13 protein-coding genes are annotated in these 17,003 nt (G+C 37.3%); 11 read left to right on the forward strand and 2 right to left on the reverse strand.

Annotated elements, in window-relative coordinates; translation table 11 throughout:
• The first annotated feature begins 434 nt into the window (after window positions 1-434).
• The 5 genes from BTOYO_RS12250 to BTOYO_RS12270 all read left to right on the forward strand — a co-directional run bounded on the left by BTOYO_RS12250 (window position 435) and on the right by BTOYO_RS12270 (window position 7,154).
• On the forward strand, window positions 435-1,319 hold the full coding sequence (locus tag BTOYO_RS12250) for a D-amino-acid transaminase (protein WP_002040014.1): 885 nt from the start codon (window positions 435-437) through the stop codon (window positions 1,317-1,319).
• Window positions 1,320-1,529: 210 nt separating this feature from the next.
• Window positions 1,530-3,260 carry a C40 family peptidase gene (locus BTOYO_RS12255; RefSeq protein ID WP_000760247.1) on the forward strand — a complete coding sequence of 577 codons (1,731 nt, stop codon included), beginning with the start codon at window positions 1,530-1,532 and terminating at the stop codon, window positions 3,258-3,260.
• Between the two features lie 365 nt (window positions 3,261-3,625).
• Window positions 3,626-4,837, forward strand: a complete 1,212-nt coding sequence (locus BTOYO_RS12260) for a NupC/NupG family nucleoside CNT transporter (RefSeq protein WP_001051031.1) — start codon at window positions 3,626-3,628, stop codon at window positions 4,835-4,837.
• 263 nt (window positions 4,838-5,100) lie between these two features.
• Window positions 5,101-5,856 carry a diguanylate cyclase domain-containing protein gene (locus tag BTOYO_RS12265; RefSeq protein WP_000794326.1) on the forward strand — a complete coding sequence of 252 codons (756 nt, stop codon included), beginning with the start codon at window positions 5,101-5,103 and terminating at the stop codon, window positions 5,854-5,856.
• On the forward strand, window positions 5,853-7,154 hold the full coding sequence (locus tag BTOYO_RS12270) for a glycosyltransferase family 2 protein (protein WP_000988736.1): 1,302 nt from the start codon (window positions 5,853-5,855) through the stop codon (window positions 7,152-7,154). The genes BTOYO_RS12265 and BTOYO_RS12270 overlap by 4 nt, the downstream gene beginning before the upstream one ends.
• 664 nt (window positions 7,155-7,818) lie before the next feature.
• Here BTOYO_RS12270 and opuD read toward each other — a convergent pair.
• Window positions 7,819-9,336: a glycine betaine transporter OpuD gene (gene opuD, locus BTOYO_RS12280; protein WP_001230123.1), complete on the reverse strand. Its 1,518-nt coding sequence runs from the start codon at window positions 9,334-9,336 to the stop codon at window positions 7,819-7,821.
• Between the two features lie 676 nt (window positions 9,337-10,012).
• Between opuD and BTOYO_RS12285 the strand changes: the two genes are divergently transcribed.
• The 4 genes from BTOYO_RS12285 (at window position 10,013) to BTOYO_RS12300 (ending at window position 15,858) form a co-directional block, all read left to right on the forward strand.
• Entirely contained in the window at window positions 10,013-10,891 is an 879-nt protein-coding gene (locus BTOYO_RS12285; protein WP_000733308.1) for a cell wall-binding protein EntA, read from the forward strand.
• Between the two features lie 84 nt (window positions 10,892-10,975).
• A complete protein-coding gene (locus tag BTOYO_RS12290) occupies window positions 10,976-11,278 on the forward strand; it encodes a DUF3910 family protein (protein WP_001102789.1) in 303 nt (100 codons plus the stop codon).
• A 220-nt stretch (window positions 11,279-11,498) separates the two neighbouring features.
• Window positions 11,499-13,118 (forward strand): SWIM zinc finger family protein, encoded by a 1,620-nt coding sequence (locus BTOYO_RS12295; protein ID WP_000939155.1) that lies wholly within the window; start codon window positions 11,499-11,501, stop codon window positions 13,116-13,118.
• On the forward strand, window positions 13,102-15,858 hold the full coding sequence (locus BTOYO_RS12300; RefSeq protein WP_000610103.1) for a DEAD/DEAH box helicase: 2,757 nt from the start codon (window positions 13,102-13,104) through the stop codon (window positions 15,856-15,858). Before BTOYO_RS12295 ends, BTOYO_RS12300 begins: the two co-directional genes overlap by 17 nt.
• Before the next feature lie 27 nt (window positions 15,859-15,885).
• On the opposite strand, the gene BTOYO_RS12305 is transcribed toward BTOYO_RS12300, so the two are convergent.
• Entirely contained in the window at window positions 15,886-16,371 is a 486-nt protein-coding gene (locus BTOYO_RS12305) for a VanZ family protein (protein ID WP_001080720.1), read from the reverse strand.
• Between the two features lie 110 nt (window positions 16,372-16,481).
• On the opposite strand from BTOYO_RS12305, the gene BTOYO_RS12310 reads away from it, so the two are divergent.
• Together BTOYO_RS12310 and BTOYO_RS12315 are read left to right on the forward strand one after the other, a co-directional pair.
• The gene (locus tag BTOYO_RS12310) at window positions 16,482-16,706 is read left to right on the forward strand and encodes a DUF1659 domain-containing protein (protein WP_000257697.1); all 225 of its coding nucleotides are present in this window, start codon (window positions 16,482-16,484) and stop codon (window positions 16,704-16,706) included.
• A 21-nt stretch (window positions 16,707-16,727) separates the two neighbouring features.
• Complete coding sequence (locus BTOYO_RS12315; protein ID WP_001197606.1) at window positions 16,728-16,943, forward strand: DUF2922 domain-containing protein; 216 nt, start codon at window positions 16,728-16,730, stop codon at window positions 16,941-16,943.
• Window positions 16,944-17,003 lie beyond the last annotated feature (60 nt).

Consider the following 17,003-nt stretch of genomic DNA (forward strand, 5'->3'; position numbering starts at 1 on the left):
CAATAAGATCCCTTAAAGAAATATGCGAACCGTTTGTTTTCTACTTTCTTTTAATTGTCTTTTAAAGTGTTTTGTTCTCATGTACAAAACCTTCAATAAGATGATATCCCTATGAAAGATAGCTACCCTCCTTTTGCAGCATTCCATATGAATGTTGCTTTTTTTTATTTATAGGCAGGATTCTTATTTCTTATTTTCGAATTTGTATATACAAAATGCTATAAATCTCTATTACTTCCCTATTATTTACAAATACATATACGTCATATGTAGAGTATTGCTTACATAAAAATTACTATAGCGATTTTATGCCGCGTGAACTAGCAATAGGAATCCCACTTCAAAATTTGGCCGGATTCAAAAATCATATGGGTGGTCTAACCGTATAAGCTCGATTAATCAAAGTTTCACCTTACTTCAGTACTTACGAAAGGATGGGATGGAAATTGGCATATGAAAGATTTGTACTTTGGAATGATGCAGTTATTGATACAACAAAACAAAAAACATACATAGAACTAGAAGAAAGAGGCTTGCAATTTGGAGATGGTGTCTACGAGGTAATGCGGCTCTACAACGGAAACTTTCACTTATTAGATCCGCACATAACAAGACTATATCGCTCCCTAGAAGAAATAGAATTATCGCTCCCTTTCTCAAAAGCAGAGCTCATCACCTTACTGTACAAACTCATTGAAAGTAATAATTTCTACGAAGATGGAACCATTTATTTGCAAGTATCTCGCGGTGTACAAGCTCGTACTCATGCATTCTCATATGACATTCCCCCGACAATCTATGCCTATATCACAAAAAAGGAAAGACCGGCTTTATGGATTGAATATGGTGTACGTGCTATATCAGAACCAGATACTCGCTGGCTTCGCTGTGATATTAAATCATTAAATTTACTACCAAATGTATTAGCTGCTACGAAAGCTGAACGCAAAGGTTGTAAAGAAGCCCTTCTCGTACGAAATGGTATTGTAACTGAAGGTAGCCGTTCCAACTTCTTTTTAATTAAAAATGGAACACTCTACACACATCCAGCCAATCATCTTATTTTAAACGGAATTATTCGTCAGTATGTCCTTTCTTTAGCTAATACTCTTCACATTCCTGTACAAGAAGAACTTTTTAGCATTCGTGACGTTTATCAAGCCGATGAATGTTTCTTTACAGGCACGACGATTGAAATCTTACCGATGACTCACCTTGATGGAGCTGCGATTCGAGATGGTCAAGTTGGCCCCATTACAAAAACAATACAAAAATCCTTTTCTCAAAGCCTTTTAAAATCAAACACACCATCTTCTTAAATACGAATAATTACCATTTCCTATAATGTTAATATATGTATTTAAATCAAAATCAAGGTAGAAATTCATACCTTGATTTTTTCTTGTAATCTTTTTGTCACATTCAGTTTCCCGCATAAGTCTTGACAGTAATCGACATGCCTTTTAGAATTTTTAATAGTTGGTAAATTTTTCTTCACTACATTACAGACAGAAAGGAATCGACAAACTATGAAAAAATACCTTGCCGGTCTTGCCGCAGTGTCTGTAGCAGGAGGAGCAGCACCTACACTTGATAGTGTGCAAGCTGCCCCGGAACAAAATACACAAAAAGCTGCTACACAAACTGTACAAGCTTCTGCACCTAACACTTCATCTTACACGGTAAATGCTGATGTATTACATGTTCGTGCAGGATCAAGCACTTCTCAAGATATCATCTCTCGTGTTTATAACGGTCAATCATTAAACGTGATTGGCGAAGAAAATGGTTGGTTCAAAATTAACCATAATGGAAAAACTGGCTTTGTCAGTGGCGAATTTGTATCAAAAAAGGGAGCAACTAATTCCAATGTAAGTACAACAGGTGGAAAGAATAAAGTTACTGCCGATGTATTACGTGTACGTACAGCTCCTAACACTTCCAGTTCCGTTTCAGGACGTGTGTATGAAGGACAAACATTAAACGTAATTGGTCAAGAAAATGGTTGGGTGAAAATCAATCACAATGGACAAACTGGTTATGTTAGTGGTCAGTTCGTATCAGGCGTTTCTGCAAATACAGGAGCTACAAACGATACGAATCAACAAACTGTACAACCAGCAAGCGGAAACTATACAGTAAATGTATCTTCCCTTCGTGTTCGTACAGGCCCTAGCACTTCTCATACAACTGTAGCTTCTATTACAAAAGGACAAGTAGTACAAGTCGTTGGCGAAGTTCAAGATTGGTTCAAAATCAATTATGCAGGACAAGCTGCCTACATAAGTAAAGACTACCTAACAAAGGGCGGTTCTAACGAAAACGGTTCACAAGGCAACAATCAAAATAATAATCAAAACAATAACGTAACTGTTCAAACTGGTGGTACTTACGTTGTTAACGCAACGTCTCTACGTGTTCGTACAGGCCCTGCTGCTTACCATAGTGTAATTGGCGGCGTGTTAAATGGTACAACATTAAACGTAGTTGGATCTGAAGGTAGCTGGTTTAAAGTTAATTACCAAGGAAAAACTGGTTTTGTGAGTGGCGAGTTTGTAAAATTCGTTAAAGGTGGCACTGCTACTCCTGAACAACCGAAACAACCTGAAAAGCCTAACCAAGGTGCAATTGGTGACTACTACATTAATGCTTCTGCACTAAATGTACGTAGTGGCGAAGGTACAAATTATAGAATCATAGGGGCACTTTCGCAAGGACAGAAGGTGCAAGTAATCTCTGAAAACTCTGGATGGAGTAAAATTAACTACAATGGCCAAAATGGTTATATCGGAACACGTTTCCTATCTAAAACACCAGTTGGTGGTGCAGTAGATAAGCCTAACAACAATAATAATCAAAATAACAACAATCAAAACAACAATACAGGCAACAACAGCGGTGACACTTCTTCTCTACTTGCATACGCGAAATCTATGCAAGGTGTACCATACGTTTGGGGCGGTACTTCTGCTAACGGTGTTGACTGCAGTGGTTACATCTACCACGTATTTAAGAAATTTGGTCATAACATTAGCCGTCAAAGTGTTGCGGGATATTGGAGCAGCTTACCGAAAACTTCAAGTCCACAACCAGGTGACTTAATTTATTTCCAAAACACTTATAAAGCAGGTCCTTCTCATATGGGAATTTACCTTGGGGGCGGATCATTTATCCAATCTGGAGATAAAGGGGTAGCAATCGCTTCATTAAGTAACTCTTATTGGAAGAGCCACTTCTTAGGTTATACGAAAGCACCTTAAGTTATAGTTTCAGAGCCTTCTAGATTACTAGAAGGCTCTTTTTTAAAGAACTCAATATAGTAATCCCCTTTCGTTCTCTCTCCACACAAAAATTATGCGTTCATTTTCCTATTTCGTACACTATATTCTATAAAAATCACTCAAAACGTTATCACAATGAATATATTCCCACAAAAAACATAACCTATTTCATGTCTATTCATTTCATATGTGTTTTTTTGAAGAATTTTCTTTTTATTTAAACTTTTCGTTAGACGTTTGACCTCCGATGTCCATTATGATAAGTTACTTAAGATGTTATATTCGCAAAAGTATAGACAACTGGTTTATACACTTTTTTACTATGAGGAAGGAGCATACACTGCATGAATCTTTTATGGGGAATTGGCGGCGTGATTGGAGTATTAGCAATTGCTTTTTTACTATCTTCCAACCGCAAAGCTATTAATTGGCGCACAATTTTAATCGCGCTAGCATTACAAATGTCATTTTCATTTATCGTATTACGCTGGGATGCTGGTAAAGCAGGTTTAAAACACGCTGCTGATGGTGTTCAAGGATTAATTAATTTTTCTTACGAGGGAATTAGGTTCGTTGCTGGGGATTTAGTCAACGCAAAAGGCCCTTGGGGATTTGTCTTCTTTATTCAAGCACTACTTCCAATTGTATTTATTAGTTCATTAGTAGCAATCTTATATCATTTCGGTATTATGCAGAAATTTGTTAGTGTCGTTGGTGGTGCATTAAGTAAACTTCTTGGAACTTCTAAAGCAGAAAGTTTAAACTCAGTAACAACTGTATTTTTAGGACAAACTGAGGCACCAATCTTAATCAAACCTTACTTAGCACGCTTAACAAATAGTGAGTTCTTCACTATTATGGTAAGTGGTATGACGGCTGTTGCCGGGTCAGTTCTTGTCGGCTATGCAGCGATGGGAATTCCGTTAGAACACTTATTAGCAGCAGCAATTATGGCAGCTCCATCAAGTTTATTAATTGCAAAACTAATTATGCCAGAAACAGAAGAAGTAGATAATAACGTTGAGCTTTCTACAGAACGTGAAGACGCAAACGTTATTGATGCAGCTGCACGTGGTGCATCTGAAGGTATGCAACTTGTTATTAACGTAGCAGCAATGTTAATGGCTTTCATCGCATTAATCGCTTTATTAAATGGATTATTAGGATGGGTTGGTTCTTGGTTCGATATTAAACTTAGCCTAGATTTAATCTTCGGTTACTTATTATCACCATTTGCAATCTTAATCGGGGTTTCTCCAGGTGAAGCTATACAAGCAGCAAGCTTTATCGGTCAAAAACTTGCAATCAACGAATTCGTTGCATATGCAAACTTAGGACCACATATGGCAGATTTCTCTGCAAAAACAAATCTGATTTTAACATTCGCAATCTGTGGATTCGCAAACTTCTCTTCTATTGCAATTCAATTAGGTGTAACTGGAACGTTAGCTCCTACTCGCCGTAAACAAATTGCACAATTAGGGATTAAAGCAGTTATCGCTGGTACACTAGCGAACTTCTTAAACGCAGCAGTTGCAGGTATGATGTTCCTATAAATTTATATCAACCCTCCTCTTTCCATAGAGGAGGGTTTTTTGTATGTGTAAATGTATTTTTTATATATACGAAATACTTTATGCTTAAATATCAAAACATTATGCTACAATAATTAGTAAGTCTGTTTATTTTTTCTTGTGCAAGGGAGATACTACTTCATTTTGTTCTATTAAAAAAGAATTGCAGTTACATGGTCTAATTCTTATTAATTGCGCATACTACAAGTATCCTTGCCTGAATTACCTTTAAGGAGGAAAGTTTTGTGAAAAATAATTTCTATAAAGTCTTCTCTATGTGGATTTTACAAATTTTATTTTATTTTACAACTGTACATGTGACGCATTATGAGCATGCTCTCATTTTTACAATTATATATGTAATCGTTAATGTACTATTTCTATTTTTGCCTGATAAAACCGCATTTGTTTTCTTCATATTGGGAACCATTATTTCGGTATTCTATTTATTCTATCAAGCGTGGCTTTACTTATGGAGTACATCAGATCAATGGGAGTACATTATTACTCACTTCCTGATGGTAGCAAACTTCTTCATTGTTTATATCTCAACACATCTATTAAAGAAAGTTATTCATGAGAATAAAGAATTAACTGAGCGTGTGAGAACGCTAGAACAATACATTGGAGAATCAAAATTATTAACGAGACAAGAATTCGAAAGAAGACAAGCATTATTAATAACTGCAATGAATCGTCGCAATGAATCAGGTATTATCATATACTTCGATTTCGCTTCCTTTAGTAAATACACGAAAGAAAGCGTCATGGACCGTGTAGCTTCATTATTAGTTGAAACGGTAAGAAATGACTTTGACCTTGCTGCTGAATACGATAGCAATACACTGGTTATTTTACTACAAAACACAAATGAAGCCGGTGCTAACATTGTAATGAACCGCCTACAGCCAAAAATGGGGCAATGGCTTGCTGCTGAAGCAATTCAAGATATAAAAATTTCGCGAGAGCAAATCGGAAGTAAAGGACCGACATTATTATGATGACGCTTGTTATACTCCTTTTATTTCTTTTATTCTGTGTACTCGTTTTTTGGATTAGCATCGCATTTTCAATTAAATACGTACTTATTTTTACAGCCTTTCTATTCTCTGGCTTACTCGTTTATTATTCTTTCTTAACACTCGCAGGCTTAATTCACCGAAATAGTAAACGAAAAGATCGTACGCTAGAACATTATCCGAGCGTTGATATTTTAATACCCGCCCATAATGAAGGGGTCGTTATTAAAGATACATTAGAGGCGATGGCAAAGATTGAATATCCAGGCAAACTAACTGTTTATTTATTAAACGATAATTCTCAGGATGAAACACCTGAAATTGGTGATGACTTTGACAAAGCTTATGCTCATATCCGTCACATTCTTGTCCCGCCTGGTGAACCAAAAGGAAAATCACGTGTATTAAACTATGGGCTTAGTATTTCGAATGGTGAATATTTCTGCGTTTACGATGCGGACAATCAACCTGAACCACATGCTCTGCGAATGCTTGTCGAACATGCTGAAACAACCAAAGATGCCGTTGGGGCTGTTGGACACGTTCGTACAGTCAATGAAAACAGAAACTGGCTGACACGAATGATTTCACTAGAGTTTCAAATCTTCCAGCTCCTTATGCAATCTGGACGCTGGTTACTATTCCAAACAGGTTCACTAACAGGAACGAACATGCTTCTTCGTCGCTCTGCCTTAGAAGAGCTTGGTGGCTATGATCCTTATGCAATTGCAGAAGACGCTGAATTAACATTACGAATTACACAAAAAGGCTATCTCTTACCAATCGTTCCAGAATCGATTACATGGGAACAAGAACCTGAGCATTTAAAAATTCTTATTAAACAACGTACACGTTGGCTCCAAGGAAATCTCTATATTTTAGAAAAGATGTTTTCTTCATTAAGTTTCTTTAAAGGGAAACTTCTTGTCCATTCCTTACAGCAAGTGTTAGTGTATGTCGTATTTTGGCTATTTTTAATCATTTCAAACGTTTGGTTTGTCATTGGACTACTCGGGATATTCCAGATTCAATATAGTATTCCGTTACTATTTATGTGGTATGTTGCATATATTACATATGTTTCGCAATTATTTAGTGCCCAGAGCGTCGAACGAACCTTTACACCGACGAATATTTTTATTAGCGTCATCATGTACTTTACGTACGCACAGCTCTTCACGTATTTATTTATTCGCAGTCTAATCTTATACTTACGTGCAAAGAGCAAGAAACAAGTCATCGGCTGGGATAAAACCGTTCGATTCAAAAAAGATAAATAATAAAAATAAGCACAGAGCGCCGTATGCTCTGTGCTTATTTATTGCCGTATAAATTATATATCAGACAATACCCCTTAGCTGAAAGTAATTTCACGTCCATCCCCCAACGAACGATCGACCTTCATTTATATACGAAAAAGTGATTGCTATTTTTGTAGAACCAATTGCTTCTCTTGCTGATCTTTGCGCGTTTCAGTCTTAGGTTCCGTGCTTTCTTGCACATTTCGATGTGCCACACGTTTCAAACAAATATGCTTCCACTTTCTTTCGTAACGTTTCATTATTCTAGATGTCCCCCTTGAATGCGCTTTAAAACTATTTGAAATCGCTTACAGGAAATAATATAGCACATATACATAAAAGTGACAACACATTTCCGACATATTTTTGACAAAAATATGAATAGAATTCATAAAATATCGAATGTTGTCGAAAGTTATCATTTTTTCTTCGTATAAAAGGCATACTACTTATATAGTACAGTATTTTATTTCCCTGATTTGTATTTAAAATCTCTTCTATATAAAATGAAACTTTAATCAGTGGGGCTTTATTCATCCCCCACTTAACTTCTTTGCTTTTGCTGAATTTTGAGGTGGGTGTCTTACTGCCACAAATAGAGGGATAAAAAAGGGCTGATATGAAATCAGCCCTTTTCCTTCTATTATTTATGTTGCTTCATACGTCCTTCTTTTTGCAATTCTTTAAATAATGCTGCCATCATAAAGAAAATAACAAAGACGAATGGGAATGCCGCAATAATAGCTGCCGTTTGCAATGCTTCTAATCCACCAACATATAATAAGGTAGAAGCTATCGCGGCTAGAACGATACCCCAAACCATTTTAATGCGGTTCGGTGGATTTAAACTACCATGCGTCGTTAACATTCCTAAAACAAACGTCGCAGAATCTGCTGATGTAATAAAGAATGTTGCAATAAGTAGAATACCTAAAACTGATAAAGCTGATCCAAAGCTACCCATCTGATCGAACATAGCGAATAATCCTACTTCTGTTCCCATCTCTTTCACTTTGTCGAAGATATGCGCATCACCAAACAGCTCCATATGAATACCAGTCCCGCCGAAAACAGAGAACCAAAGTGCACCAATTACGGTCGGAACAAGTAACACACCAATAACAAACTCACGAATCGTACGCCCTCGTGACACACGAGCAATAAATGTACCTACGAATGGTGACCATGCAATCCACCATGCCCAATAGAAAATTGTCCAAGACTGGATCCATTGATTTCCGCCTTCATCCAATGGACTTAAACGGAAACTCATGCCTGGCAATTCCTGAATGTAAGAACCAATCGTTGAAGTGAAGTAATTCATAATAAAGTTTGTTGGACCTGCAAATAATACAATTATCATAAGTGCAAATGCCAAAATAATGTTCGTATTACTTAAATATTTAATTCCTTTATCAAGACCGGTTTGCGCAGATAACATGAAAAGAACTGTTACGATTGCGATAATAACTAACTGTGTCGTTAATGAATTAGGGATAGATGTTAAATAGCTAACACCACCTGCAATTTGTTTTGCCCCAAGACCTAATGATGTCGCAACACCAAACACAGTCGCGAACACAGCTAACACATCAAATGAATGAGCAATACGCCCATGTTCCCCGCCCTTAAATAACGGACCTACTGTCGCACTAATTGTACTTGCTTTTCCTTTTCTAAAAGTGAAGTACGCAATACATAACGCTACAAACGCATATAGTCCCCAAGGATGTAATCCCCAATGGAAAAATGAAAAACGCAGTGCAAGACGCGCACTTTCCTCAGTTGCACCATCTCCAAACGGAGGTGCGTATAAATGGTTTAATGGTTCCGCAACACCCCAGAAAACTAAACCGATACCCATACCAGCACTAAATAACATAGCAAACCATGTCATATAACTATAATCAGGTTCGTCATCATCTTTACCTAAACGAATAGAACCGTATTTCGAGACAATTAAAAAGATGGACACACCTAAAACGATAGAAACAGAAATAATATAAAACCATCCAAACTTACTAACTAGTGCAGTTTGAATTGCAGTTGTTACATTTCCTAGGCTACCTTGTCCAATAATAGATTCGGGAATAATCCCCCAAATTGTAAATGCAATACATAATGTTAATGAAACGATGAATGTCTTTGTCAGTTTCCTCATCAAATCCCCCTTCGTAGGTTTCACTTTTGTAAATAACATAAATTCCGATATGTTAAATCGGATAGAAAACTATAATTTTTGCGGTGATTTTCTTTCAAATCTCTTACTTTCACCTTCACCAATTAGAATTCTTATAGACAGCCTTACCTTCCGTATAACCTTTTCACTCTGCAAGAGCTACAAGGTAGAAATACTGCTGCCAAATTGTGCGAGAAAAATGCGGATGGGAATGTATTTTCCCAAAAAAGGATGTGTTACATATGTAAAAAAGGGCAAATTCCTTCCTTGCAACCTTTTCTTCTTGTAACAATTATGCGGTTTTTTTACTAGTATATAGCACATGTTTATAGCTTCACAAACGAAATGTTTATGTTTATATAACTATATTACCCATAAAACGGTAAAATACTCAAGGAATGTAACTGTATAGTAAACGTTTTGTAATACTGTAGTAACATTTTTATTTACGACGAAAAAAATATGTTGTATTAAATATTTTGAATATAACTAGAAACCTACTAATCATATAGAATGAAAAACGCTTTCCTATATTTTTTGTTATATTACAGGATGTTAACGACTGATTACGAATGGTTTGTAATTGTGTGTTTTCCCCAAATCCGAAAAAATCTGTTGCTATAATGAGGACACGAAAACAAACGCAATGGAGGCTATCATGAAAAAATTAATTGGTATAGCAACAGCAGCAGTTTTTGGTCTTGGGATTTTCACATCATCTGCCAATGCAGAAACTGTTGTAACAACAGACGTACTAAACGTACGCGAAAACCCTACTACTGAATCAAAAGTTGTCGGTAAATTACTAAACGGTAATAAAATAGATGTTCTAAATACAGAGAACGGATGGTCAAAAATCACTTTAGATGGTAAAGACGCATTCGTAAGTGCAGAGTTCACAAAAAGCATCTACTACGTAACAGCTAACGTATTAAACGTACGTGCTGAAGCGAACACAAACTCAGAAATTCTTGGAACGTTGAAGAAGGACGATATGATCGAAACAACGAACCAAGTACAAAATGAGTGGTTACAATTTGAATATAACGGGAAAACAGCTTATGTTCATGTTCCTTTCTTAACAGGTACAGCACCTGTTATTGAGAAACAAGAAACACCAGCTCCTGCTAAAGCTGCAGCACCAGCTCAAGCTCAAGCACCTGTAGCACAAGCAAAACCAGCTGCTAAGCCTGCTGTGAAAGCTGCTGAAACTAGCGAACCTTCTGGTGGTCGTGAGTTAACAGTTGTAGCTACAGCATATACAGCTCACCCGAGCGAAAACGGTGGCACATATGGCGGCCGTGTATTAACTGCAATGGGTCATGATTTAACTGCGAATCCAAACATGAAAATGATCGCTGTTGATCCGAAAGTAATCCCATTAGGATCTAAAGTATGGGTTGAAGGTTATGGAGAAGCTATCGCTGGAGATACTGGCGGTGCAATTAAAGGTAACCGTATCGACATTCTACTTGGATCAGATAGCGCTGCCCAAAAATGGGGACGCAAAACTGTTAAAGTGAAAATTTTAAAATAACCAATGACTGCTAAATAAAAGCCGGTTCTCTTTGTTGAGAGCTGGCTTTTATTTATTTATAATAGCTATGAGGAGGCTATTATCATGAATGTACAAGTAAAAGTAGACTGGATTGGTACACCAAAACCTTATATATATAAAGACGAAGTAACATATGATGCTACTTCCATTGATTTTTCACTCGCCGGCGATGACAATCGCTATAAATTAATTGTGCTCGGCCATGAAGGAAATATACATTACAAAATTGTACAATACGGGATAAAACCAGGCTCACAAAAGCCATTTCCTATCGATATTCCATTCGAACAAGCAATGCTACCGCTAGTCGAACAAATAGTAAAGGATCCGTATGTACAAGCGACATTAAAGCAGACACGCTTCTGACCGCAAAAAGACTATCTCAATTACAAGAGATAGTCTTTCTTACGTTAACGAGTCGGACCAGATACTTCCCCTGGTTTCAACGTATTATTTGTACCAAGAGAATGATACAGCATCTTCCCATTCACAGTTACGATATGATAATCTAAATTTCATTTTTTCTGTTTTGAGCATTTTTTGTTTATAATGGTAAAGGAAAGAAATATGTGTACGGAGGAATATTATGCTGCAACACTCAATTACGAAAGATGAAATTATGATGATTGCGAATGAGTTCGTTCAAGGACTAGATCCACAGCAAACAGCTGATCAGGAACATGTCGCTACAGCTCGGCACCTATATCGTAGTGGTGTTGTCTACAACGTTGACTTTGATGGTTACACGCTATCAGGAACTGTAGATGCTGAAGGCAGCGTATATAGCGTTCATATCCCGATTCGTAACGTCGCTGAAAGCTATTGCGATTGCTTCGCACCAACGCAATGTGAGCATATGCTCGCTGTGTTACTATCTGCAGCGTCTAGTTTCGGGCAAGTAGGAGATGTATTAACTTTATTTAAAAATAATACGAAACCTTCTCTTCCTCCTATTCGAACTGCAAGACAAGTATTGCAATCATCAGCTTTTGAAGAAACGGATTATAAAAGTTGGCAATCATATTTTGACAACGAATATGAATCATTTAAAAAAGAACAAGCTCGGCTTACTTATAAACAAATGTATTTTCTTATGAGTATTTTTACAGACTTCTATACGAAACTCGAGCGGAAAGCTCCGCGTATCATTGCGATACATGAATTGTTCAGACTACACGCGGCACTTTATTGCTTTCAAAAATTATTAGAAGAAATTCAGGCATTCGAAGTAAATAAAACGTATTCTTATCACCAACCTGTTAACGTCGTTCGCCTATTTGTGGATAAAGTGGAATCCATCGTTCGGGACCTACAATCAGAAGCGATTCCTTTAGAGTCTGAATCAATTTTACAAGAAACTGCTCGTCTCGTTCACGAAGTATTCTTCTCCACTGATGCCTATACACAGGAGAGATTTTTTATTTATCGTCACATATGGAGTGAACTGTTAAACAATAAAAATCAACTGCAAGAAGAAGAAAAACGAATTGTCACGAAAATAAATCCACTTTCCAAAGCATTAGCATCTTCTCATCTATTCTTTTTAAATGACGAAGACCTACTAGCAATGGACTTACTAAAAAAACAGCCTGCTTCTGTTGTAAGTCTTTATTTCTATTGGTTAGAAGAGCTATTAAGCGCCATGCAGTGGGATCGCGGAAAAAACTGGCTTTCGTTTACGTATAAACAAGTAAAGAAAACCATACATGAGCACGAGGATACAATCTTCATAAAAGATATCGTTCGGTTATTTGTAATCATGTACGAAACATATGCAACGCATACAAATGAACAAGCTGGATTCGAAATGATTTTACAAGAACTATTACCGTATAGTTTCACAAACTACGAACAATACGTACTCGCGAAGAAGCAGTATCGTACATGGTCCGAACTTCATCTCTTATATGGATTTGAAGCAATTGAACTATTGAAAGAGCCATTGAAAGATATTGAAAAAGAAGCGCCAGAAGCGGTACTTCCTCTTTATCATCTTGCTGCTGTAGAGGCCATTGAAGAACGAAACCGTAAATCATATAGACGTGCAGTTCGCTACTTAAAGAAATTACGTACATTATATAAACGTTTAAAACGCACCGATGAATGGGATGCTTTCATTATTCATATCGCCAATCTACATTCACGCCTTCGTGCACTACAAGAGGAATTACGGAAAGGAAAATTAATCGATGATCAATCAAACTGAAGTAACAATTAGGCTCCAGCATGTTAGTCAAGGTTGGTTCCTTTGGGGCGAAGATGACAGCGGTACTCCATTATCCGTAACTAGTTGGAAACGAAATGCATTTACATGGCACGCCACTTCCTTCTATGGCACGTTTCTAAAAGAAGCAACCTTTGAAGGGAAACAAGGTGTTATGCTAACAAACGCACAAGCATTTGAATACATCGCAAACAAACCGATGAACTCCTTTGCACATATTCAAATGAACGATCCTATTACAGCACTTACGAAAGATGCAAATGAATTATGGGATGCCTTCGTAAGCGGTAGCTTCGTACCCGATATGGAACATTGGTCCAAACAACCATCTTGGAAAGTTCAAAATACACCAATCGAAGATGACACATTAGCAACGCTTTTCTCAACCTCGGTAAATGAAAGTATATTGCAAGATAACCGATCAAATGACGGATGGGAAGATGCAAAGAGACTATACGAACATTACGACTTTACGAAAAGACAGCTGGAAACAGCGCTACATGAAGAAGATTGGCTTCGAAAAATCGGTTACATTGAAGATGACCTTCCCTTTACAATTGGACTAAGACTGCAAGAACCACAAGAGGAATTTGAAATGTGGAAGCTTGAAACGATTGTGGCACCAAAGCGCGGGGCACATCGCATATATGTATATGAAAACATTGATTCCTTACCGAAAAGATGGCACGATTACGAAGAGCGTATTACGGAAACGCAAGAAGGCTTTAGTAAGCTCGTACCGTGGCTAAAAGAAGGGGATACGTTCAGAAAAGAACTGTTTGAAACGGAAGCTTGGAATTTCTTAACAGAAGCAAGTGACGAGTTACTTGCAGCTGGTATTACAATTTTATTACCATCATGGTGGCAAAATTTAAAAGCAGCAAAACCGAAGCTGCGTGTACAGCTGAAGCAAAGCACAGCACAAACACAATCTTTCTTCGGCATGAATACGCTCGTTAACTTTGATTGGCGCATTTCAACGAACGGAATTGATTTATCGGAAAGCGAATTTTTCGAACTCATTGAACAAAACAAACGATTATTCAATATAAATGGTCAATGGATGCGACTGGATCCAGCCTTTATTGAAGAAGTAAGAAAACTAATGAACCGTGCCGATAAATACGGACTAGAAATGAAAGATGTCCTCCAGCAACATTTATCAAACACTGCTGAAACAGAAATTGTGGAAGAAGATAGTCCGTTTACTGATATTGAAATCGAACTAGACGGATATTATGAAGAGCTATTCCAAAAGCTACTCCATATTGGAGATATTCCAAAAGTAGATGTCCCTACTTCACTAAACGCAACACTTCGTCCGTATCAGCAACACGGCATTGAATGGTTATTATATTTACGACAACTTGGATTTGGGGCATTATTAGCGGACGATATGGGACTTGGGAAAAGTATTCAAACGATCTCTTACTTACTATATGTAAAAGAAAACAAGCTCAAAACAGGTCCTGCATTAATCGTGGCGCCGACATCCGTTCTTGGAAATTGGCAAAAAGAATTTGAGCGTTTCGCACCAAATTTACGCGTTCAATTACATTATGGAAGTAACCGCGATAAGGGAGATTCATTTAAAGATTTTCTTCAATCAGCAGATGTTGTATTAACGTCTTATGCGTTAGCTCAACTTGACGAGGAAGAACTTACTTCGTTATGCTGGGACGCTGTTATTTTGGATGAAGCACAAAATATTAAGAACCCACATACGAAACAGTCGAAAGCAGTACGCAACTTGCAGGCAAATCATAAAATTGCTTTAACTGGTACACCGATGGAAAACCGACTTGCCGAGCTTTGGTCCATTTTCGACTTTATTAATCATGGATATCTTGGCAGTTTAGGACAATTCCAGCGCCGCTTCGTCACACCGATTGAAAAAGACCGTGATGAAAGAAAAATCCAACAAGTCCAACGCTTTATCTCACCATTTTTACTGCGTCGAACGAAGAAAGATCAAACAGTCGCATTAAACTTACCAGATAAACAGGAACAGAAAGCTTACTGCCCACTAACTGGTGAACAGGCTTCCTTATACGAGCAACTTGTTCAAGATACATTACAAAATGTTGAAGGGCTAAGCGGGATTGAACGTCGCGGGTTCATATTACTAATGTTGAATAAACTAAAACAAATTTGCAATCACCCTGCTCTTTATTTAAAAGAAACAGAACCGAAAGATATCGTTGAACGTTCTATGAAAACAAAAACGGTAATGGAACTAATCGAAAATATTAAAGATCAGAATGAGAGCTGTTTAATCTTTACCCAATACATCAGCATGGGAAACATGCTAAAGAGCATATTAGAGGAAACATTTGGTCAGCGCGTCCTCTTCTTAAACGGCAGTGTGCCGAAGAAAGAGCGTGATAAGATGATCGAACAGTTCCAAAACGGAACGTATGACATTTTCATCTTATCCTTAAAAGCTGGCGGAACAGGCTTAAACTTAACTGCCGCTAATCATGTCATTCACTACGATCGTTGGTGGAATCCAGCTGTAGAAAATCAAGCAACGGACCGTGCATATCGTATTGGTCAAAAACGATTCGTTCATGTTCACAAACTTATTACAACAGGAACATTAGAAGAGAAAATTGATGAAATGTTAGAACGAAAACAATCTCTAAACAATGCGGTCATTACAAGTGATAGTTGGATGACTGAACTATCAACAGACGAATTAAAAGAATTACTTGGTGTATAAACAAAAGGAGCAAATCTCGAAATGAGATTAGCTCCTTTTTCTATTCCAAAACCAATTACTTATTATAATTCCTGTCAATCCGCCGCACGTATCAAGTAATGTATCTTGCCACATCGGTGTACGGTCTCCCGTAAACCATTGATGGATTTCATCCAATGTTGCATACCCTGCAACGAAAAGAAGGGCATATATAAAGCATCTTTTTCTCGAACAACCCGATCGATGAAAAGCATAATACGTCAAAGAACCGAGCATGAAGAACACCATAAAATGAGCACCTTTACGAAGGAAAAATTCAACAAATCCGCCCACACCTTTATTTGCAATACTAACAGGTGTACCTCCACCATAATCGATAGATACCCATGAAAAATGCTCTTTCACAAACTCAACATTTACATATTGTTCAATATCCGAGCGCATATCCTGTTTTTTATATGGTTGTGCTGAGGAATAAAAGATAAGCCCCATCCATAGTAATACAGGAATCCAAAATAACCATTTACGATTCATTCTTCCGAAACCCCTCTCTTAGTCTTTTAAGAGTACCAAAAAAAAGAAAAAATTTCACGCCAAAACATGACATTTGCCCCCTATTTATAAAGTGAAAGGGGGTGATAAACATGGCAGTTGAAACAATCGTAATGGATTTAACTCTACGTCTTGTATTAAACAATGGATTAGATAAGAATGGAAAAACAACTTTGAAGAACAAACAATTTAAACGCGTTAAAACAAATGCAAACTTAGAGCAAGTACACAACGTAGCCCGTGCCCTTGCTTCCTTACAAGAATCATCACTTCACGCTGTACAACTTGTAAGTACTTCAGATCTTGCTAACGTATAAATAATAAGGAGGGAATAAAGCATGCAAGTACTCGAATTGATTTTCACGAAAGAAGATGGAAAAACAGTTGTTTTTTCTATCGATAAGCCCATCACACCCGTCGATGCACAAGTCGTAAATCAAGTAATGGATACCATTCTTGCGTCATCTATATTTTCATCAATTGATGAAAATACCCGAAAAAAAGGAGCCCGTCTCGTAGAAAAAAATGTATCCGAAGTTCCAATTACTCTATAAAGTAAAACTTTAATCAGTGGGGATTTTGTTCATCCCTACTGATTATTAACCTTCACCAAT

Source organism: Bacillus toyonensis BCT-7112, assembly GCF_000496285.1.
Lineage (GTDB): Bacteria > Bacillota > Bacilli > Bacillales > Bacillaceae_G > Bacillus_A > Bacillus_A toyonensis.